This is a genomic window from Caballeronia zhejiangensis (assembly GCF_022879815.1).
Lineage (GTDB): Bacteria > Pseudomonadota > Gammaproteobacteria > Burkholderiales > Burkholderiaceae > Caballeronia > Caballeronia zhejiangensis.
The window spans coordinates 1,177,491-1,198,937 of the sequence record NZ_CP084284.1; the positions used below are offsets into that span (position 1 = coordinate 1,177,491).

The 21,447-nt window shown below is 61.6% G+C and carries 16 protein-coding genes, 2 tRNA genes and 1 rRNA gene; 4 read left to right on the plus strand and 15 right to left on the minus strand.

Going from position 1 to position 21,447, the window contains the following annotated elements:
• Positions 1-201 precede the first annotated feature (201 nt).
• From LDZ23_RS19960 to LDZ23_RS19985, 6 genes are all read right to left on the minus strand, one after another.
• A tRNA-Ala gene (locus LDZ23_RS19960) sits at positions 202-277 on the minus strand.
• A gap of 47 nt (positions 278-324) precedes the next feature.
• Positions 325-401: transfer RNA gene (locus tag LDZ23_RS19965), tRNA-Ile, on the minus strand.
• Positions 402-464: 63 nt separating this feature from the next.
• A 16S ribosomal RNA gene (locus LDZ23_RS19970) occupies positions 465-1,996 on the minus strand.
• Positions 1,997-2,411: 415 nt separating this feature from the next.
• Positions 2,412-2,792, minus strand: a complete 381-nt coding sequence (locus LDZ23_RS19975) for a DUF4148 domain-containing protein (protein WP_051996662.1) — start codon at positions 2,790-2,792, stop codon at positions 2,412-2,414.
• A gap of 309 nt (positions 2,793-3,101) precedes the next feature.
• Entirely contained in the window at positions 3,102-5,525 is a 2,424-nt protein-coding gene (locus LDZ23_RS19980; RefSeq protein ID WP_008354448.1) for a penicillin acylase family protein, read from the minus strand.
• A gap of 169 nt (positions 5,526-5,694) precedes the next feature.
• Positions 5,695-5,865 carry a hypothetical protein gene (locus tag LDZ23_RS19985; protein ID WP_008354446.1) on the minus strand — a complete coding sequence of 57 codons (171 nt, stop codon included), beginning with the start codon at positions 5,863-5,865 and terminating at the stop codon, positions 5,695-5,697.
• Positions 5,866-6,113: 248 nt separating this feature from the next.
• Between LDZ23_RS19985 and LDZ23_RS19990 the strand changes: the two genes are divergently transcribed.
• The 4 genes from LDZ23_RS19990 to LDZ23_RS20005 are packed head-to-tail and all read left to right on the plus strand — an operon-like array spanning position 6,114 to position 10,627.
• Entirely contained in the window at positions 6,114-7,070 is a 957-nt protein-coding gene (locus LDZ23_RS19990; RefSeq protein ID WP_008354444.1) for an HlyD family secretion protein, read from the plus strand.
• Positions 7,071-7,081: 11 nt separating this feature from the next.
• Positions 7,082-8,020, plus strand: coding sequence for an ABC transporter ATP-binding protein (locus LDZ23_RS19995; protein ID WP_008354443.1), 939 nt, complete (start codon positions 7,082-7,084; stop codon positions 8,018-8,020).
• Complete coding sequence (locus LDZ23_RS20000) at positions 8,017-9,177, plus strand: ABC transporter permease (protein WP_008354441.1); 1,161 nt, start codon at positions 8,017-8,019, stop codon at positions 9,175-9,177. The genes LDZ23_RS19995 and LDZ23_RS20000 overlap by 4 nt, the downstream gene beginning before the upstream one ends.
• 10 nt (positions 9,178-9,187) lie before the next feature.
• A complete protein-coding gene (locus tag LDZ23_RS20005) occupies positions 9,188-10,627 on the plus strand; it encodes an efflux transporter outer membrane subunit (protein WP_008354439.1) in 1,440 nt (479 codons plus the stop codon).
• Here LDZ23_RS20005 and LDZ23_RS20010 read toward each other — a convergent pair.
• Genes LDZ23_RS20010 through LDZ23_RS20050 form a run of 9 tightly spaced genes read right to left on the minus strand, consistent with a single transcriptional unit; the run spans position 10,620 to position 21,433 of the window.
• Positions 10,620-12,149 carry a class I adenylate-forming enzyme family protein gene (locus LDZ23_RS20010; protein WP_008354437.1) on the minus strand — a complete coding sequence of 510 codons (1,530 nt, stop codon included), beginning with the start codon at positions 12,147-12,149 and terminating at the stop codon, positions 10,620-10,622. The genes LDZ23_RS20005 and LDZ23_RS20010 overlap by 8 nt on opposite strands.
• 52 nt (positions 12,150-12,201) lie before the next feature.
• Complete coding sequence (locus LDZ23_RS20015; RefSeq protein WP_008354435.1) at positions 12,202-13,104, minus strand: SMP-30/gluconolactonase/LRE family protein; 903 nt, start codon at positions 13,102-13,104, stop codon at positions 12,202-12,204.
• Between the two features lie 15 nt (positions 13,105-13,119).
• Positions 13,120-14,064: a 3-hydroxyacyl-CoA dehydrogenase gene (locus tag LDZ23_RS20020; protein ID WP_033536935.1), complete on the minus strand. Its 945-nt coding sequence runs from the start codon at positions 14,062-14,064 to the stop codon at positions 13,120-13,122.
• Between the two features lie 27 nt (positions 14,065-14,091).
• Positions 14,092-16,191, minus strand: coding sequence for an ABC transporter permease subunit (locus LDZ23_RS20025; RefSeq protein WP_008354431.1), 2,100 nt, complete (start codon positions 16,189-16,191; stop codon positions 14,092-14,094).
• A gap of 10 nt (positions 16,192-16,201) precedes the next feature.
• Complete coding sequence (locus tag LDZ23_RS20030; RefSeq protein WP_008354429.1) at positions 16,202-17,713, minus strand: sugar ABC transporter ATP-binding protein; 1,512 nt, start codon at positions 17,711-17,713, stop codon at positions 16,202-16,204.
• Between the two features lie 9 nt (positions 17,714-17,722).
• Complete coding sequence (locus LDZ23_RS20035) at positions 17,723-18,850, minus strand: sugar ABC transporter substrate-binding protein (RefSeq protein WP_008354427.1); 1,128 nt, start codon at positions 18,848-18,850, stop codon at positions 17,723-17,725.
• 40 nt (positions 18,851-18,890) lie between these two features.
• Positions 18,891-19,664 carry an N-acyl homoserine lactonase family protein gene (locus LDZ23_RS20040; RefSeq protein ID WP_008354426.1) on the minus strand — a complete coding sequence of 258 codons (774 nt, stop codon included), beginning with the start codon at positions 19,662-19,664 and terminating at the stop codon, positions 18,891-18,893.
• A gap of 14 nt (positions 19,665-19,678) precedes the next feature.
• A complete protein-coding gene (gene kce / locus LDZ23_RS20045; RefSeq protein WP_008354425.1) occupies positions 19,679-20,611 on the minus strand; it encodes a 3,5-dioxohexanoate:acetyl-CoA acetone transferase in 933 nt (310 codons plus the stop codon).
• A 15-nt stretch (positions 20,612-20,626) separates the two neighbouring features.
• Positions 20,627-21,433, minus strand: a complete 807-nt coding sequence (locus LDZ23_RS20050; RefSeq protein ID WP_008354424.1) for an SDR family oxidoreductase — start codon at positions 21,431-21,433, stop codon at positions 20,627-20,629.
• Positions 21,434-21,447 lie beyond the last annotated feature (14 nt).

A 21,447-nucleotide genomic window follows, 5' to 3' on the forward strand; every position in this document is an offset into this window, starting at 1 on the left:
CACTTTTCATACTTGATACAATCACTACCCTGACTACCCGACTCACACCCATCTCTAAGTGCTTTTAGATAGTCTCTTTACTACTTCTTCCAGATTGTTAAAGAACGTTTAGCCGACAAGCTCACTTCACTCGCCTGCGACATCAACTGGCTTTCAATCGCCAATGCAAAGTGCTTCACGAAACACTGCGCATTGAGGACTTGGTGGAGGATGACGGGATCGAACCGACGACCCCCTGCTTGCAAAGCAGGTGCTCTCCCAGCTGAGCTAATCCCCCGCGTCTTGCGTCTGCAGCCTCACTGACTGCCTGACTCATCTTGACCGTGGTGGGTCTGGTTGGATTCGAACCAACGACCCCCGCCTTATCAAGACGGTGCTCTAACCGACTGAGCTACAGACCCAAAGCCTGTCTTCAAACAACAGCCGATAAGCGTGAGCGCTTAACTTCGTGTGCGAAGCTCGAGAAAGGAGGTGATCCAGCCGCACCTTCCGATACGGCTACCTTGTTACGACTTCACCCCAGTCATGAATCCCACCGTGGTAAGCGCCCTCCTTGCGGTTAGGCTACCTACTTCTGGTGAAACCCACTCCCATGGTGTGACGGGCGGTGTGTACAAGACCCGGGAACGTATTCACCGCGGCATGCTGATCCGCGATTACTAGCGATTCCAGCTTCACGCAGTCGAGTTGCAGACTGCGATCCGGACTACGATCGGTTTTCTGGGATTGGCTCCACCTCGCGGCTTGGCAACCCTCTGTTCCGACCATTGTATGACGTGTGAAGCCCTACCCATAAGGGCCATGAGGACTTGACGTCATCCCCACCTTCCTCCGGTTTGTCACCGGCAGTCTCCTTAGAGTGCTCTTGCGTAGCAACTAAGGACAAGGGTTGCGCTCGTTGCGGGACTTAACCCAACATCTCACGACACGAGCTGACGACAGCCATGCAGCACCTGTGCGCCGGTTCTCTTTCGAGCACCCCCACCTTTCAGCAGGGTTCCGACCATGTCAAGGGTAGGTAAGGTTTTTCGCGTTGCATCGAATTAATCCACATCATCCACCGCTTGTGCGGGTCCCCGTCAATTCCTTTGAGTTTTAATCTTGCGACCGTACTCCCCAGGCGGTCAACTTCACGCGTTAGCTACGTTACTAAGGAAATGAATCCCCAACAACTAGTTGACATCGTTTAGGGCGTGGACTACCAGGGTATCTAATCCTGTTTGCTCCCCACGCTTTCGTGCATGAGCGTCAGTGTTGGCCCAGGAGGCTGCCTTCGCCATCGGTATTCCTCCACATCTCTACGCATTTCACTGCTACACGTGGAATTCTACCTCCCTCTGCCACACTCAAAGCCTGCCAGTCACCAATGCAGTTCCCAGGTTAAGCCCGGGGATTTCACATCGGTCTTAACAGACCGCCTGCGCACGCTTTACGCCCAGTAATTCCGATTAACGCTCGCACCCTACGTATTACCGCGGCTGCTGGCACGTAGTTAGCCGGTGCTTATTCTTCCGGTACCGTCATCCTCCATCCATATTAGGGACGAAGTTTTCTTTCCGGACAAAAGTGCTTTACAACCCGAAGGCCTTCTTCACACACGCGGCATTGCTGGATCAGGGTTGCCCCCATTGTCCAAAATTCCCCACTGCTGCCTCCCGTAGGAGTCTGGGCCGTGTCTCAGTCCCAGTGTGGCTGGTCGTCCTCTCAGACCAGCTACAGATCGTCGCCTTGGTAGGCCTTTACCCCACCAACTAGCTAATCTGCCATCGGCCGCCCCTATAGCGCGAGGTCCGAAGATCCCCCGCTTTCTCCCTTAGGTCGTATGCGGTATTAATCCGGCTTTCGCCGGGCTATCCCCCACTACAGGACACGTTCCGATGTATTACTCACCCGTTCGCCACTCGCCACCAGGGTTGCCCCCGTGCTGCCGTTCGACTTGCATGTGTAAGGCATGCCGCCAGCGTTCAATCTGAGCCAGGATCAAACTCTTCAGTTCAATACCTGTTACTGTTTTCTATTCTTCCGAATAGGTCGCTCACTCAACGTACTGACGATGATTTATTCCATCCAAAGATGAACAAACCTTCCTCTGATACTTCGTGTGAGACTCTTGATACTTTTGCTATCGCCGATTCCGAAGAACCAGCCGCACTCGCCATCAAGCGCCCACACTTATCGGCTGTTAGTTTTTAAAGAGCACATCGCAAGACAAGCCTTACTTCAACTTCCGCCTTGCGTCGCTGCATCAGCAGCAGAGAAACGAGATTATGAAGAGCCGATGACATCTCCGCAAGCCCCTTTCGCAAATTATTTTTCTGCGCCCGCCAAACGCCGCTGGACGTACAAATAGCCAGACATGCAAACGCGGGAAGTCCCGACCGACTCCCCGCGCTCACCAACAGCCCGACGACTCAGCCTCCGAAAAACAGCGTGCAATAACTCGCGGGCCCGACGCAATCCGACGTAGACATCCACATCGAACCATGCTTCATCGACATCGGCTTGCGCATCGCGCCTGAACCCGACGCCGCGCCGCCGGCATGGGTGCCGCCGTACGCTTCATTCGCTTCGTTCGTGTTCCGCCGCGCGGCGACCTTCGCTTCCGCCGCCTGAATATCCGAGGGATAGTTGGCTTGCTCGCCCGTGGCCGGCGAATACCCCGCCTGTTCGAGCTGAACAAGCTCGGCCTTGACTTGTTCGCGCGTCAGAGGGGCGTTCTGGCTCTGCGCGAAAACGAACGTGGGTGCAGCGACCACGGCGACGGACACGACGATTTTGGCGATGGCGTTCATGATGTTCACTCCGACAGAAAAGGTTGACCGGATCGCACGCGATCCACGACCTCATCGAACGCACAGGGCCCTTGCGCGGCTTCGACTCACTCGACCTAGGTTTCAAGCGTAGAGGCTTCGATTGGTTAACCCGGGTACGCAGCGATCTATTCCCCCGTCGAAGCAGACTCTATAAGAAGAAAAAAGAAGGAAGCGCGGAGGATGAACCGGATGAGGAGTCCGGCAAGGCGCCAGCCAGCACCCGTCCACCGCGATCGTAATTGTGATGCAAAGCGCCGTGAAGATCATCGGCGCTCACGCAGCCCGTGCTCAATGCGCGTCCGGCACGAGATGCACGCGTTTCTCCGTTGCGGCTTCGACGGCCGAGCGCGAATACAGCAACGGGAAGTACTGCCCGTCGAGCCACATCTGCGCGAGATCCCGATAATGCGGGCTATCCGGATCGCCCGATTCGCCAGGCAGATTCACCGCACGCGAGTTGTCCCAGTTGCCGACATCGACGACCACACGAAACGACGGTCCGTTCGTCTCGCGGAAGTCGCTCGCGCGATAGGTCGACTGATTCGGCGTGTAAGCGCTGCCGCCCTTTCCGATCGGCCCGACGTTCAGCTTCGCACGCATGTCCGCATCGACGACATCGGCCAGAGGATGCGCGTTGAGGTTCGTTTGCAGCTTGCCCCAACGCCACTGGGTTGCATCGGCGCCTTGCAGATGACGCATCTCCGCATAGGCATCGCGCAGACTCGAAAGCAGAACGGCATCGCGTTTGGCCGGCGCCTCGTCGCCGAAGCGCGTCTCGGGATGTTCGAGCGAATCGAGCATCACCGAGGTATCGGGTGCGCCGAACGACGCCGCCGCGTCCTTCGGCAACACCGCTTCCTTGAACGTGCGTCCGAGATGACGCGAGAACCATACTTCTTCGAGCGCGGCCTGCGGCGAACTCGCGCTCATGTGCGCGTCCCAGTCCTTGAGCATCGCGAGCGCGGCGCGTGTGTCTTCATCATCGCTCGAAAGCGGCGCGAGTAATGCGACGAGCCTGCGCGCCGGAATCGAAACGTCATCGTTCTGCAAGCGCTCGGAGTCTTCGATCGACACCCTCGGCAGCGATTTCAACACTTCGTCGATACGCTGATGCCGCGACCCGTTGGTCCATTCGAAGCCGAGCTTGCGCTCCGCATACGGATAACCCGCGGGCAGATTCATTTCATTCGACGTGGTGAAATAAGCTTGCGCCGGGTTATAGACCGAAGGCATTGCATCGCGCGGCCAGAAGCCCGCCCATTCATAGCGGCCATCGCCGGGCACGGGCATGAGGCCGTCCCAATTCGGGCGTTTCGGCGCGAGGCCGCTCGGCACCCAGCCGATGTTTCCATCCTTGTCCGCATAGAGCTGATTCACAGTCGGCGCGCCCCATGTCGCAAGCGATGCCTTGAACTGCGCGTAATTCTTCGCGCGCATATAGCGCATCGAATCGAAATACGGCGACATGCCGGGCGACAGCCACGCCGTGCGCACGGCGAAGGCGCGATGCTTGCGTTCTTCCGTATAGATCACAGGACCGTGTCGCGTGTAAAGCAGATCGGCGGTGACGGGAGCGCCATTACGCACGGCGATCTGTTCACGCACGACGCGCATCGGCTCCCACTTGCCCTTATAACGATACTGCCGCGAATTCGCGGGATTCAACTCGTATACATAGAGATCTTCCTGATCGATGTTGAAGATCGTGAGCCCATAAGCGATCGAGCCGTTATGCCCGATCGAAATGCCTGGCGCCGAAGGTTCGCCCGCGCCGATGATATTGAGCGTCGGCGTGCTGATCTGCTGAATGTAGCGAAGGCTCGGCGCGGCATAAGCACGATGCGGATCGTTCGCCATGATCGCGCGGCCCGTCGCCGACTTCGATGGCGCGATCACCCAGTTGTTGCTGCCTTCGGTCACTTCCTCGGGATTCTCGGCTGCGGCGATCATCGTCGTCGATGCATCCGTGCTCTTCATCGACTCCTTCGTCACGCGCACGCCTTGTGTTGCGAGCGTAAAGACTTTGAGGACATCATCGGGAAGGCAGGGATCGAGGCCCGCGGGCATCTGCGCTTTCCACTGCGGCTGCAGTCCGAAACGCACGGTGTCCGCGTCGAGCGAGCTCTTGCACGTCACGCGTGCACGCGCGACTTCGCTCGTGAGATTTCGCGTGAGACCGTGGCTGCGAATACGCACGATATCGTCGGCGCTCCATTTCGCCGGCCAATAGCCGATCTTGCGAAACTCATAAGGCATGCGGTCCGGATGCGCGGCAAGCCAGTCGATATACGCATTCACGCCGGCTGCGTAGCGTGTCGCGGCAGGCTTCGCATCGGGACCATAGCGCTGCCATTCGGTCGCCATGTCGCCGCGATAAAGAAAGAGCCGCGTGGCCTTGTCCTGTTCCACATAAGCGGGACCGAAGACCTCCGAAAGCTCGCCGAGGCCGCGTCTGCGCCACAGATCGATCTGAAACATGCGGTCACGCGCGGCGTTGAAGCCTTGCACGAAGAAGGCGTCGCTATCGTTGACGGCGAAGATGTGCGGTACGCCCCAACGGTCGATCAGGATGTCCGACGGTTGCGAAAGACCCGCAACGGCAATCGTTTCATCGCCCGGTGTATCGGCGAATGCGATTCGCGCGTCGAGCGGTGCGATTAGAGATGCGCCGATCGTCAGCGCAATCAGGCGTTGTCCCTTTCTTCGATTCATCTTGGCGTCTCCGTTCTTATCAGTGTCGATTCCAGTCACACGAATATCGCACTGTAATTCGAATGCAGGAGACACGCAAAGGTTGTCGGCGGTTATTTAATTCGGAAGCCGAATCTATTCGCGAAACGCTTTCACCCGAATGACGCCATTCTCGAACAGCGACTCGAGCTCACTCGTCCTGCCGCGGCTGCTCCTGCAAAGCCGTATCGCGGATGACTTCCGCGAACTTCTCCAACGCCTGCAGCGGACCACTCACGCTGTTGTATTCCTGCGTGCCGATCCGGCCTTCCAGCACCACGGAAAAGCCGCAGTCCTGCGCGATCTTCAAAAGATTGTCCATGTCGTAGTCGCCTCGTGTCGCTATCAGCGAAGCACACGTAATGCCTGCTCGCGCTTTCGTCTTACTTTCGCTCGTGGCGTCGTTTTACGCCGGCGCATCCGCCCCGCCTGTAATTTTTACTCGCGCCGTCTATCCTTGATTTGGCACACCCGCGTGCGACCCACCGCCGCTCTGCTTGACACCGACGAGCCGCCTCGCGTATTGTTTGGTAGACCAACCAAGTAACGAATACTTCCACGGAGCGCGCCATGAGCCGCATCACCGCCATCCCGACCTGCTTGCTTTTCGCCACGGCGCTCGCGGCGTGCTCGCATCAGGACCGCGATATCTATCAGGGCTACGTGGAAGGTGAATTCGTCTACCTCGGCTCGTCGCAATCGGGCAAGCTCACAGCGCTGTCCGTCGCGCGGGGGCAAACGTTGAAGGCGGGAACGAGCGCCTTCATGCTCGAATCGGCCGATGAAACCGCCGCCCTCGATCAGGCACAGCGTCAACTCACGGCCGCGCAGTCGCAACTCGAGGACATCCTCACGGGAAAGCGCGCACCGGAGGTCGCATCGGTGCGCGCGCAACTCGCGCAGGCACGCGCGAACGCTCGCAAGGCCGCGCTGCAACTGAGCCGCGATGAAGCGCAGTTCAGCGCGGGCGGCATCGCCAAAGGGCAGCTCGACGATTCGCGCGCGAATGCGGATGCCGCCGCCGCGCAAGTACGCGACCTCGCCGAACAGGTCGATATCGCACGCCTGCCGGGCCGTCCTCAACAGATCGCGGCGCAACGCGCGCAAGTCGCAGCCGCGCAAGCCTTTGTCGCTCAGGCGCAATGGAAGGTCGACCAAAAGCGCGTTGCGGCGCCCGCGGACGGGCTCGTGTACGACACGCTTTATCGTGTCGGCGAATGGGTACAGGCGGGCAGTCCGGTCGTGCAGATGTTGCCGCCGCAGAACGTGAAAGTGCGCTTCTTCGTTGCGGAAAACATGGTGGGCAGCCTCGCAACGGGGCGCGCGATATCGATTCATTGCGACGGCTGCACGGAAGACGTGCCCGCGAAAATCACCTACATCTCGAATCAGGCCGAATACACGCCGCCGGTCATTTATAGCAACGAGAACCGCTCGAAGCTCGTGTTCATGGTCGAAGCGCATCCTCAACCGGCCGATGCATCGAAGCTTCATCCGGGCCAACCCGTCGGCGTGAGGTTGCAATGAGTGTAACGAGCATGCAGGACACGCAATACGTCATCGACGTCCAGAATCTCAACAAGCACTTCGGCGACAAACACGTCGTCAACGATGTATCGCTGCAAGTCGCGCGCGGCGAGATCTTCGGCTTTCTCGGCCCGAACGGCAGCGGCAAGACAACATCCATCCGCCTGATGTGCGGCCTGCTCACACCCGATTCGGGCAGCGGTACGTGCCTCGGCTACGACATCGTGCGCGAAAGCGAAGAGATCAAGCGCAACGTCGGCTATATGACGCAGCGCTTCTCGTACTGGGAAGACCTGACGATTCGCGAGAATCTCGACTTCGTCGCGCGCATCTATCAGATGAGCAATCGCCGCGAAACCGTGGATCGCGCGCTCGAAGCGCTCGGTCTGCAGAGCCGCGCGAGTCAGCTGACGGGCTCGCTCTCGGGCGGATGGAAGCAACGCCTCGCGCTCGCCGCATGCATGCTGCACGAGCCGAAGCTGCTCCTGCTCGATGAGCCGACCGCAGGCGTGGATCCCACCGCGCGCCGCGACTTCTGGGAGGAGTTGCATCGTCTCGCCGCGAAAGGCATTTCGGTGCTGGTGAGCACGCACTACATGGATGAAGCCGAGCGATGCCACAAGCTCGCGTATATCGCGTATGGCAAGCTGCTTGCGCAAGGCACCGCGAACGAAGTGATCGCATCGCAAAACCTCGCGACATGGAGCATTCACGGCGAGCATTTGAGCGAACTTTCCGAACGCTTGCGCAAGACGCCCGGCATCGATCAGACCGTCGTATTCGGCTCTGCGCTGCATGTGAGCGGCAGCGATCACGCTGCGCTCGAGGCGGCCGTGCGCGATGCGACAAAAGACGGCGCAACGCGCGCCGAGCCGATCGAAACCGGACTCGAAGATGTCTTCATCTATCTGATGAGCCGGTCGACCGACAACTTCAAGGTGACGTCATGAAGGCACGCGGCCCGCTCGCGATATTCGCGCGCTTCTCCGTGACGCGCTGGTGGAGCATCGTCATCAAGGAGTTCCTGCAATTGCGGCGCGACCGCATCACGTTCGGCATGATCGTCGGCTTGCCTATCGTGCAGCTCGCCCTCTTCGGCTACGCAATCAACACCGACCCGAAGCATCTGCCGACGGCCGTGATCGTAGGCGATCAGAGTCCGTTTTCGCGCAGCTTCATCGCGGCAATGGAGCACTCCGGTTATTTCGACATCGTCGAGACGCTGCCCGACGACGAAGCTGGCCGTCGCGCACTTGCGCAAGGCCGCGTGCTTTTCGTGCTGAACATACCCGTCGACTTCTCGCGCAAGCTGTTGCGCGGCGAGCGGCCCGCGCTGCTCGTCGAGGCCGACGCGACCGATCCGAATGCGGTGAGCAAGGCGAGCAACGCGCTGACCATGCTCGTGCAGTCCGTTGCCGACAAGGACATCACCGGCCCGCTTGCTCGTTTGAACGCAACGCCCGCCCCATTCGACGTGCAGGTCCACAACCTCTACAACCCCGAAGGCATCACGCAATACAACGTCGTGCCCGGCTTGATGGGCGTGATTCTCACGATGACGCTCGTCATGATGACCGGCCTCGCGATGACGCGCGAACGCGAGCGCGGCACGATGGAAAACCTCCTTGCCACGCCCGTGCGTCCCGTCGAAGTGATGACGGGCAAGATCGTGCCTTACGTGTTCATCGGTCTCATTCAGGCGTCGATCATTCTCGCGGCCACGCGTTTCGTCTTCCATGTGCCGCTCGTCGGCAATCCGCTCGCGATCTATCTCGCCGCGCTGCTTTTCATCGCCGCGAATCTGACAGTGGGCATCACGCTGTCGTCGCTCGCGCAGAACCAACTTCAGGCGATGCAGCTCACCATGTTCTATTTCCTGCCGAACATCCTTCTCTCCGGCTTCATGTTTCCGTTCGCGGGCATGCCGGCGTGGGCGCAGTTCATCGGCAATTTGCTGCCGCTCACGTACTTCAATCGCCTGATTCGCGGCATTCTTCTCAAGGGCAACGGCTGGGCGGACCTGTGGCCCTCGGTGTGGCCGATGGCGCTCTTCACCGTCATCGTGATGGGCATTGCGTTGCGCTTCTATCGGCGCACGCTCGACTAGGGAAACATCGATGAAAAAGATTCTTCCCCTCTGCGCGCTCATGTTGTGCGGCTGCACTGTCGGCCCCGATTTTCATGCGCCTGCGCCGCCGGACACGCAGACCTATGTCAAAACGCCGGTTGCGGTAAAGGACTTTCCCGCGGCCGATCATGCGCTGCCGCGCTGGTGGACGCAGTTCGGCTCCGATACGCTGAACCGTCTCGTCGATCGCGCATTGAGCGACAGTCCCACGCTCGACGAGGCGCGGGCGAAGCTCGTGCAGGCGCGCGAGGACTATCGCACGCAGGCGGGCGCGACATACTTTCCCGTCTTCGATGCCTCGCTCTCCGGCTCGCGTCAAAAGGTCGATCCTGCTGCCTTCGGCGTGCCGATTCCGAGTCCGGGTCCGTTCACGCTTTATGATGCCTCGGTGAGCGTGTCTTACACGCTCGACTTCTTCGGCGGCGAGCGGCGCGCACTCGAAGCCTTGCGTGCGCAAGTGGACTATCAGTCGTTCGAGCTCGATGCGGCGCGGCTTTCGATCGCGGGCAATGTCGTTGCCACCGCGATCCGGCGCGCTTCGTTGCAGCATCAGATCACGCTCACCGAAGGTCTCGTCGATGCACAGATGCGTCAACTGTCCATCATGGAAGGCCGCCTGAAGGCGGGCGGCGTCGCGCCGTTCGACGTGCGCAGCCAGCGCACGCTCGTCGAGCAGACGCGCGCAAACCTTCCGTCGCTCGTCACGCAACGCGATCAGGCCGATCACCGGCTTGCAGTGTTGCTGGGCGTCGAGCCATCCAAGGCCGACTTCGATGCCATCACGCTCGACTCGCTTCATGTTCCGGGCAACGTTCCGCTGACCTTGCCCTCGACGCTCGCACGCGAACGACCCGACATCCGCGCATCGGAAGCGTTGCTGCATCGGGCGAGCGCGAACGTCGGCGTGGCGACTGCCGACCTCTATCCGAAGTTCTCGCTCTCTGCGGGCGTGGGAAGCCAGCGCACGAACATCCACGACATGCTCAATAGCCTCAACGTGTGGAACGTCGGCCTGAATCTCACGCAGCCGCTATTTCATGGCGGCGAGCTGCGCGCGAGGAAGCGATCGTCCGAAGCGGCCTACGAAGCAGCCATGCAAGCCTATCGACAGACCGTGCTGGACGCGCTGCAACAAGTCGCCGATAGCCTGACCGCGCTTCAAAACGATGCCGATGCCCTGCACGCGCGCGAGATCGCGGCGAACGAAGCGCAAGCCAATCTCGACACAGCCAGCGCGCGCTTTACGGCGGGCGGCGTGAGCCGCTTCGATCTGCTCGACACACAACGCCAGGCGCTTCAGACGCAACTCGATTACGCGCTCGCGCACGCCAATCGTCTCTCGGACACCGCAGCACTTTTCCAGTCGCTGGGCGGCGCAGGCGAAGACACGAATGCAGCGAGCAAACCGGTTGCATCCGCAACTAATTAGCGAGCTTTCCGAGCCGATGCTTGAGCACCTTGCCGCTCGTGGACACGGGCAATGCATCGAGTATGCGGATAGAAGAAGGCCGCTTGTAGGGCGCGAGCCGCTCGCCGACCCACTCCGCGAGTTCGCTTTCGCTCGCCGTGCAGCCGGGCCTCAATTCGACGAACGCAAGCACGTCTTCATTGCCCTGCACGCTCCGTCCGATCACGGCGGAATGCAGCACGGCGGGATGACTGTTGAACGCCTGCTCTACTTCCGCGGGATACACGTTGAAACCCGAGCGGATGATCAACTCCTTGCTGCGCCCGACGATATACAGGTTGCCCCTCTCGAAGCGCGCGAGATCGCCCGTCTTGAGCCAGCCGTCCTCCGTCACCGTGGCCGCCGTCTGCGCCGCATCGCGGTAATAGCCGAGCATCACGTTCGGCCCGCGCACCCATAGCTCGCCGGTATCGTCGGCGTCGCTTTGATGCGCGAGCGGCACGATGCGCGCCTCGACGCCTGGAATCAGCGGCCCGACGGACGAATCGGGCGCCGGTGCATCGAGCAGCGTGTTCGATACGGTCGGACTGCTCTCCGTCATGCCATAGCCGTTATGCAAGGGCACACCGTAGAACGCTTCGGCAGCGGCCTTGAGCGTCATGTCGAGAGGCGAGCCGCCGCAATAGACGAAGCGCAACGATGGCGCATTCAGGCCGCCGCGCGGCGTGAAATGATCGATCAGCTTCGCATGCATCGCGGGAACGCCTTGAAAGATCGTCATGCGTTCATCGCTGAGAACGCGTCCCGCGCGCGCGGGATCGAAACGCGCCGCAAGACGCAACGTCGCGCCCGCATACAGCGAACCGAGGCACATGGACGCAAGACCGAACACATGCGATACCGGCAGTACGGCATAGACGCGATCGCTGGTACCGACACGACGCAGCGTGCTGGATACTGCCGCGACGAACAGCAGATTGCGATGCGACAGCATCACGCCCTTCGGCGCGCCGGTCGTTCCCGTCGTGTAGATGAGCGCCGCGCATTGCCTGTCCGATGACAGTCCGTGCGGCTCCTGCTGAGACGCGGCATCGATATCGCTTAACGCAAACGCGCCGATCGGCGTCGCATCGAGCGATTCGACCGAAGCGCCGTCACGTTGCGCGTGATGCGCGGCGTCGTCGGAAACATCGACGGTATAGAGCGCGATGCGTGGCTTCGCATGCGCGCGGATCGCATCGAGCTCGACTGCGGACAATCGCGCATTCACGATCAGCGCCCACGCATCGAGACGGCTCACGGCAAAAAGCGATGCGACGAGCAGGACGCTGTTCTCGCCGATCAGCATGACGCGATCGCCGGCGCGCACGCCCGCCGCACCGAGACGCGCGGCCAGCGCATCGATTGCATCGTCGAGTTGCGCATAAGTCAACGTGCGCGCGTCCTCATGCAACGCGATGTGATCGGGATGCGCCTTCGCACCGCGCGAGATGATCGCGTCGATGCGCGCGGGCAGCGACGCAATGAGCTTGTTCGTATCCATGTCGAGCGATATCGTTCGAGACCCTGAGGCCCGAATGATAAACGCTCATGCTCTATCCCGCGAAACGCGGCTCGGGAATGCCGCGCACGCCGAGGCCCGTCACCGCGAAAAGGCCGCCCTTGTCGCGCTCTTTCTGCGGAATGCCCCACATCGGGCGGCCCATCGTCGATACGTAGAGGATGTCGAGACTCGGTCCGCCGAACATCACGCTCGTCAGATTGCGCACGGGAAACGGCACGACGCGATCGAGTTTGCCATCGGGAGCGAAGCGCAGAATGCGTCCGCCGAAGACGAGAGCCGACCAGACATAGCCTTCTTCATCGACGGTTGCGCCATCGAACGTGCCGGCCATGTCGTGCGCCGATGCGAACAGGCGCTTGTTCGTCGCCGCGCCCGTTTCGATGTCGTAGTCGTAGGCGTACATCTCCTTGCTGTATGTGTCGGTGAAGTAGAAGGTCTTGTTGTCGGGGCCCCAGCATGGGCCGTTCGAACAACTGATGCCGCTGTCGAGCCGCGTGACCTGGCCATTCGTATCGAGCCGGTACAGCCCGCCGCTGCGCGTCGAGCGCTGGCCGCGATCGGCATCGTAGCGGTCGAAGTCGTAGGACATGGTGCCCGCGATGAAGCGTCCACGGCGATCCACCTTTCCGTCATTGAACCGCGTCTCGGGATCGTCGCTTTCGGGATCGGCGATGAACTGCACGGTCTGCGCATCGAAGTCGTAGAAATGCAGGCCGTTCGCGAGCGCGACCACCGCGCCGCCCTGCTCGCGCAACGCCATCGAACCGATGTGACGCGGCACGAAATAGCGCTTCACGTCGCCGCCGTCAGCACGGCAGCTATAGATTTCCGCGGCCGTGCTGTCGATCCAGTAGAGCCGTTCCTCCTTCACATCCCATAGCGGTCCTTCGCCGAGATGATTGTTCGCATCGACCAGCAAGCGTACTTCGGGCATCGTCGTCTCCTTTGTTCAGGCTTCACCGTCCTCGATATCGCGCCGATGCGCGAGCAGCGCCATCAAACGCCGATCGCGCCAGCGGCTGCGTTCTTCGATCTTCTCGCGGGGCAGCACCGCGCGCCGTTCGGCATCGAGCTTGCCGAGCGTCTCGGCCGACCAGTCGAACGGCTTGCGTCCCGCAGCGATGCTCTTGTATGTGCCGCCGTAGCGCGCAGCGTAATCGGCCACGCCACCGGGCGCGTTGAGGTCGATCGTTTCGAACGGGCCCATGAACGACCAGCGCATCGCGAGTCCATCGCGTATCACGGTGTCGAGATCGGCGGCGCTCGCATAACCTTGTTCATAGAGACTCAACGCTTCGTCGAGCAACGCGCCTTGCAGACGATTGAGCAGAAAGCCCGAGATCTCGCGATTCACGGTGACGGGCTTTTGCTTCGCTCCTTCGTAGATGGCGCGTGCGCGTTCCATCGTGTCCTGCGAGGTCCACGGCGCGCCGCACAACTCGACGAGCGGCACCAGCGACGGCGGATTCACCGGATGCGCGACGAGACAGCGTGCGCGGCCTGCCATGCCTTCCGTGAAGGTCGATGCAGGCAATCCCGATGTCGAACTCGCCAGAATCGCGTCAGGCTTCGTGAGGCGGTCCAGTTCGATGAACAACGCACGCTTCGCTTCCACCACTTCCGCGATGTTCTCCTGCACGAGATCGGCGTCGGCGACAGCATCGGCGAGATGTTCGCATGCGGTGATGCGGGCCACGATCGCATCGACGGCTTCATCGATCAGATCGAACGACGCCAGATCCTCGACGCTTTCGCGGATCGCGGGAATCGCGCCGCCGAGCATGTCCTTCGATGCATCGTGGATCGTGACGTTGAAGCCGCTCTTCGCAAAGACGATCGCCCACGCGCGGCCGATACGGCCCGAACCGATCACCGCAATGTTGTTCGCTTGCATCTGCATCTGGTCCTCGTTCGAGTTGGTTTAGCCCTTCTTGTCCCGCAGCGTGATGACAGCCGCCAGCACGACGAGTCCGTTGATGATGTCGCGCACCGCGGGCGGCACCGTGGTTCCCGCAAGCAACGTCCCGAGCGCCGTAAGCAGCAGCGCGCCGCCGAACACGCCGAGATAGTGCCCGCGTCCACCGGTAATCAATGCGCCGCCGACGACAACCACTGCAATCGACGGCAGCAGATACGGATCGCCCATGCCGAGAAAAGCTTGCGAGCTGAACCCCGCGAGCAACAGGCCGACGATCGCGGAGCACAGACCCGACAGGCAATACACGGCGATGAGCGTCGTGCCCACGCGCACGCCCGACAGCTTCGCCGCGACCGGCGAATTGCCGACCGCATACACGCGCCGCCCAAACGGCGTGCGATGCAGGAGCAGCAACGCGATGACGAGAAACACCGGCACGCTCCACGCCGCGATCGACAGCGGACCGAAGCGTCCGTTGGTGAATTCGCTGATCGTCGACGGCGACCATCCTTGTGGCGAGCCATTGCAATAGATCAGCGTGAGGCCTTGCAGCAAACCGTTCGCCGCAAGCGTGACGACGATCGGCGGCAAGCCGAGCATCACGACGCCCACGCCATTGAACACGCCGACGAGCAGGCCGACCAGCAGCACCATCGGCACCGCCCACGCGGCCGCGCCGTTCACGCCGTGCGTGAGTCCGGTCAGCAACACGCCCGACAGCGTGATGAGCCAGGGCATCGACAAGTCGAGTCCGCCCGTCAGGATCACCGCGCCCTGGCCGAGGCCGAGTATCGCGAGAAACAAGGTCAGCGTGAGCAGGCTGCTATAGAAGTTCGCGCTGACGAGCACGCCCGGCCCATAGACAAAGCCCGTGATGACGACCACCGCGAAGAACAGCAGATAAGCCGGCACCACATACTTGACCCATTCGCGATTGCGCTCGATCCAGTCGGCGATCGGTCGTCCCTTCAGCTCCGTGTTTTCAACCGGACGATAATCGTCGACTTCGAACGCAACGCGCCGCGCATGCTTGTCGTCGCGTGCGCGCGTGCCCGTTCGCACCGCCTTGAGCCACTGCGCCGCGTGACGCGCGCATTCATGCGCCGCCGATTGCTTGCCGATCGACGAACCGAGCACCGCGAGAATCAGAATCACCGCCTCGGCTATCGTCGTGAAGAACGCCGATACGTTCAGCACGAGCAGAATGTTCACGGTGATCATCAGCGTCATTGCTGCGAACACGGTGCCGACGCAGCCGCCACGTCCGCCGCCGAGCAACGTGCCGCCGAGCACGACGGCCGTGAACATCGAGAGCAGCAGCGGACGGCCGACGAGCGGATCGGCCGAGCCCGTCTGTGCCGATACATACAGACCCGCCGCCGCGTAGAACATGCCAGCGAGCGCATACGTCGCGATGCGGTAGCGCGTGACCGGCATGCCGTTCGCATACGCGCCGTCGGCATCGCTGCCTAACGCGTACAGACCCACGCCGTAACGCGTGCGCTTGATGAACGACCAGATCAACAGCGCAAGAATCAGCAAGCCCGCCGACATCGGCATCTTGTCGGGGATGAGATCGGCGGTGAGCACCGCGCCGAACTGATCGCCGACGCTGCCGCCCGGCTTGTTCTGAATCAGCAGCGTCAAGCCTTGCACCATGAACATCGTCGCCAGCGTGACGACGATCGATTGCAAGCGAAACCATGCGATCAGCGCGCCGTTGACGAGGCCGATGCCGCCGCCGATCGCCAGAATCAGCGCGGCGCCGCCCCATTGTTCGACGGGCGATCCTTGCACGAAGCGCACGGCAAGCACGTTCGCGAGCGACACGACCGCCGAGGCCGACAGATCGAATCCGCCCGACAGCACGACGATGGTCTGCCCGATCGCCGCGAGCGCGAGTGTAGTTGCGCTCGAAATTACCGATCCGATGTCGTAGAGCCCGACAGGTGTCGCGGACAGCGAAACCCATCCGGCGAGCATCGCAAGCAACGCACTGATCGCGATGATGAGCCCGCGATGATGATCGATGCGCGCGCCAAATCCCACGCGCGCGCCCGGCCGCACGACCTCGCTTTCGGGCGACGCAACGGCTATCTTCATGAGCAACCTCTCAACTGGAAAGCATCTTGCGCATCACGTTTTCTTCGGTCAGCGCGTCGCCGCTCAACTCGCCGGCGTTGCGTCCGCGATACATCACCGACACGCGGTCGCACACGTTGACGAGCTCGGGCACGTCCGTCGAATAGAAGAGCACGGAGCCACCCGCCGCGGCGAATGCACGCATCAGCACGAAGATCTGATGCTTGGTGCCGACGTCGATGCCGCGCGTCGGATCGAACATGAGCCACACGCGGCTTTGCGTGAGCAGCCACTTGGCCATCGCGATCTTCTGCTGATTGCCGCCGGAGAACGACAGACACGGCTTGTACAGCGCGCGCGGATTCACCTCCATCTGCGCAAGCGAGCGACGAATCGCGGCCTGCTCGCGCTTGCGATCGATGAGGCCGAAGCGCGCATAGCGGCCGATCACGGGAAGCGACACATTCTCGCCGCCGGGCAAGCGCAGGAACAGGCCTTCGGTCTTGCGGTCTTCGGGCAGAAAGCTCGTCGATACGCCGGCCTTCAGCGAATCCGCCGTCGATGTCAGCGTCACCGGTTTACCGTCGATGCGAATCTCGCCATCGTCGATGTAAGTGGCACCGAACAGCGCCTCGAACAGCTCGCGTTGCCCCATGCCCTGCAGCGCTGCGATGCCGTGCACTTCGCCCGGCTTCACGGCGAGATCGAAATCGGCGACGACGCCATCGACGCGAACGTTGCGCGTCTCGATCGCCGGCGTCGCGTCGCTTCGTACCGTCGTGATCTTAGGCGGATACTTCGCCTCCATCGAACGCCCGATGACGAGTCTAATTACTTCGTCATCCGATATATCCGCAGCGTCGAACGCGCCCACATCTCGGCCATTGCGATACACCGTGAGGCTGTCGCAGAACTCGCGCACTTCCTGCATGCGATGCGAGATGAACACGAAAGTCACGCCGCTCGCCTTCAGTTCGTCGATGCGCCGTGAGAGCCACGCGACATCGCGTCCCGACAGCGCGGACGTCGGTTCGTCGAGCAACAGCACTTTCGGCTTGCGCACGATGGCCTTCGCAATCTCGATCTTCTGCCGCACCGGCAACGAAAGATCGCGAATATAAGCGCCGGGACGCACATCGGACAGTTCGAGCCTGTCGAGCCATTCCGCTGCTTGCCGCTGCGCGTCGCGCTTTCTGATGCGCCCGAGAAAACCCGTCGGCTCGTACGACATCAATAGGTTCTGCGCGACCGTGAGATCGCGCACGAGCGTCATCTCCTGAAACGCCGTCTGCACGCCCGCGCGATGCGCGTCCTTCGGGCTCTTCATCGTCACGTCGCTGCCCATTACGCGGATGCTGCCCGCATCCGGCTGCATCAATCCGGACAGCAGCTTGACCGTGGTGGACTTTCCGGCGCCGTTCTCGCCGAGCAGCGCATGCACCGCGCCGCGCTTCACCGAGAACGACGCGCCATCGAGCGCGACGGTCGCGCCGAAGCGCTTCGTCACCTTCGACAGATCGATCGCCAATGATGCGTCGTTCATCGCGCCGCCTCAGTCCTGATTGCCCGTCAAGGCCGCATTAAAGCCGACTTCCTTCGTCTCTTCAGAGTAGATGTCCGCGAACCAGCCCGGCGGTACCTTGTCCGGCGGGAACGCGGTGCAGCCCGCCTTCAGTTCGTCGATGCTGCCCGTCTTGCACAGCTTCGATTCCGAGGTCAGCACGAGCGGCAGCTTGAGCGTCACGCGCGCCGGAAAGTCGCCGCCGTCGAGCTTCTTCACGGCCATCTTGAGCGCCATCGCGCCCGAGTACGGAGGCGCGCCGTAAGAGATCGAGCGATAGCCGATCGAGCGATAACCGCCCTGTCCCTTCACTTCGCCCGGCGGCAGCATCTGCACGCGATGCCCGTTAGACGATTCGCCCGCGCACGGCTTGATCTTGTCGTCGGCAATGCCCGCTTCGAGCTGCATCGACGCCGCCGTGAAGCAGCCGACCTGCATCCACAGGCCGTCGATCTTGTCCCAGCTGTTCGTCGCGAGAATCTTCGAAAGCTCGGTCTTCGCGGTCGCCTGACTCCACATGCCCGTTCCTTCCGCGACGATCTTGATGTCCGGATACTTCGCGAACACGGCCTTCGCCGCCTCGGTGCGTGCGCGATCGACCGACGTGCCCGGCACGCCCGTGATCATCACGACATTGCCCTTGCCGTTGATGGTCTTCGCGAGCCATTCCGCGGTGACGGTGCCCGCCTGATGCTGATCGATCGTCACGTTATGCGCGCACGGCTCGGTGACTTCTCCGTCATACGCCGCGACGACGACGCCCTTCGAGCACGCGTTCTTGATCGCGCGATTGAGCGCCGTCGGCGAGATCGGATAGATGACGATGGCCTTCGCGCCTGCCTGCACCATCGAGTTGATCTGCTGAATCTGCTTCTGCGCATCGGTGCCCGCGACCTGCACTTCGAGATCGACCTTGTCTTTCAGCCCCGGCGTATTGGCCATCGCCTTGACCATGTTCGCGGCTTCGGTTTGCCAGTCGTTGCCGACATAGCTCATCGACAAAAAGATCTTGTATTTGCCGGCCGCGTGCGCCGTGCCCGATACGGCGAGCGCCGCCGCGAACGCGAGGCCGAGCGCTGCCCGTCCCGCATGACGAATCGACTGCGTCAATGCTTTCATGTCTTCCTCCGGTATTCGTATGGTTATGAAGCGGGCGCTTCTAACTTCGGATGTGCGGCAGACGAGCGCTCGCGGGCAGAGCGATGCCCGCGCTGCCGGGCACGACATTCGGGTCGTGTCCGGGTATGACGAAATCGGCGATCTGACGGATGCGCGACAACGAGCCGATCTCCGCCAGCGTTTCATGCACGATGCCCACTGGAACGAGATCGACGATGTTCTCCATACAGTTCGCGCAATCGCCGGCGATCAGCACGACACCTTCTTCCGTGTCGACCGCGACGGACTGATGCCCCGGCGTATGACCCGGCGTCGGCACGACGCGCACGCCGGGCACGATATCGGTCACGCCGTTCACGAACTGCCAGCGAAAATACGCGAGCGGCTCGCGGCCGATCAGAAACTCCTGGTAATACGTGGCCTGCGTCGGCAGCGGATGACCCGCGTATTCCCACTCGGCCGCCTGCACGATGAAGCGCGCATTCTTGAAAAGCGTGTTGCCGCCGGAATGGTCGTAATGCAGATGCGTGTTGATGACGATATCGACCTCGTCCGCGCTCCAGCCGACATACTCCTTCAACGCGCGTTCGAGCTTTTCCTCCGGCGCCTGATCGCATGGGCACACGAAGTTCGACACCCAGCCTGGATCGTGTATGCCCGTATCGACGACGATCTTCTTCTGCGCGCCGACAATCGCCGTCGACCATACGGGCACCTTCATCTGCTGGCCGAAGTAGCGGCCATACACTTGCGATGAGCGATCGACGGTGAGCCAGCCCGTCGGCATCGCGACTACCTTCAGCTTCGTGCTCACGATGCCCTCCGCTATCAGAAGTTGGTATCGCTCGCGCCTTTGAGCTTGAGCATCTCGCGTGCTTCGGCGGGCGTCGCGATATCGAGGGACAGTCCTTCGATCACCTGGCGAATCTTCTTCACCTGCGCCGCGCTCGATTCGGCGAGCTTGCCCGGCTCGATCCACAACGAGTCTTCGAGGCCGACACGCACGTTCGATCCCTGCGCGACGCCCATCGAGCCGAGCGGAATCTGATGACGTCCCGCGCCGAGAATCGACCATACATAGTCGTCGCCGAAGAGACGATCCGCCGTGCGCTTCATATGCGCCAGATCTTCGGGATGCGGCCCGATGCCACCGAGCAAGCCAAAAACGCTCTGCACGAAGAACGGCGGCTTGACGAGCCCGCGATCGACGAAGTGCGCGAGGTTGTACAGGTGCGAGATGTCGTAGCACTCATGCTCGAAGCGCGTACCGTTATCGCTGCACGACGTGAGGATGTATTCGATATCCGCGAACGTGTTCTTGAACACGAGATCGCGGCTGTTTTCCAGATGCTTGCGCTCCCACTCGTACTTGAATTCCTTGAAGCGATCGAGCATCGGATACAGGCCGAAGTTCATCGATCCCATGTTGAGCGACGCCACTTCCGGCTTGAAGTGATGCGCGGGCTTCAATCGCTCCGCGACGGTCATGTGCGGGCTGCCGCCCGTCGTGATGTTGATGACCGCATCGGTTTCCGCCTTGATGCGCGGCAGAAACTCCTGAAACACGGCGGGATCCTGCGTCGGATGACCATCGTTCGGGTCGCGTGCATGCAGGTGCAGAATGGCGGCGCCTTCCTTTGCAGCCGCGAGCGCGGCATCGCCGATCTGCTGCGGCGTGAGCGGAAGATACGGCGACATCGAAGGCGTATGGATCGCGCCCGTCGGCGCGCAGGTGATGATGACCTTGCGTTTCGTTGCCATGTGCTCCTCGCTCTATTAAAGGACTTCGACGTTGCCGCAGACGGAGATCGCCTGTCCCGAGATGCCGCTGCCCGCGGGCGAGCACAGGAAGAGCGCCGTGGCCGCGACTTCCTCGGGCGTCGTCATGCGGCGCAGCGAAATCTTCGCGAGATATTGCTTCTCCATCTCTTCATAGGAGACGTTCAGTTGTTTCGCGCGCGCCGCGATCACGCGCTCGATGCGCGGCCCTTTCACGATGCCCGGCTGGATCGCATTGACGCGAATGTTCGACGGCCCGAGCTCGATAGCCAGGCTCTTCGTCATGCCGACGACGGCCCACTTCGTCGCGGCATAAGGCGTGCGAAACGCGTAGCCGAGCCGTCCCGCCACCGACGACAGCGCGATGATCGCCCCGCCGCCATTCGCGTTGCGCAAGAGCGGCACCGCGCGGCGCGCGAAGTAGAACTGCGCGTTCAGATTCACATCGACGGTCTGTTCCCATTCGTTCGCATCGAGCTCGTCGATGCCGCCCGTCGGCCCCGCGATGCCCGCGTTGTTCACGAGCACATCGAGTCCGCCGAGCTCGCGTTCCACATCGACGAATACGCGCTCGACCGCTTCCTTGTCAGCTACGTCCGCGAGCGTCGACGTGATCGCATTGCACTCCGCGCTCGCTTCGGCTTTCGCCAATGCGTCGATTGCTTCGGGACTCGCATCGCAGACGTGCACGCGCGCGCCTGCATCGATGAACGCGCGCGCTATCACGAGCCCGATGCCCGATGCGCCGCCCGTGATGAGCACGCGCAATCCCGCGTGCGGTTTCAGCATCTGAAGAACCGTCATCCATGTCTCCGTTG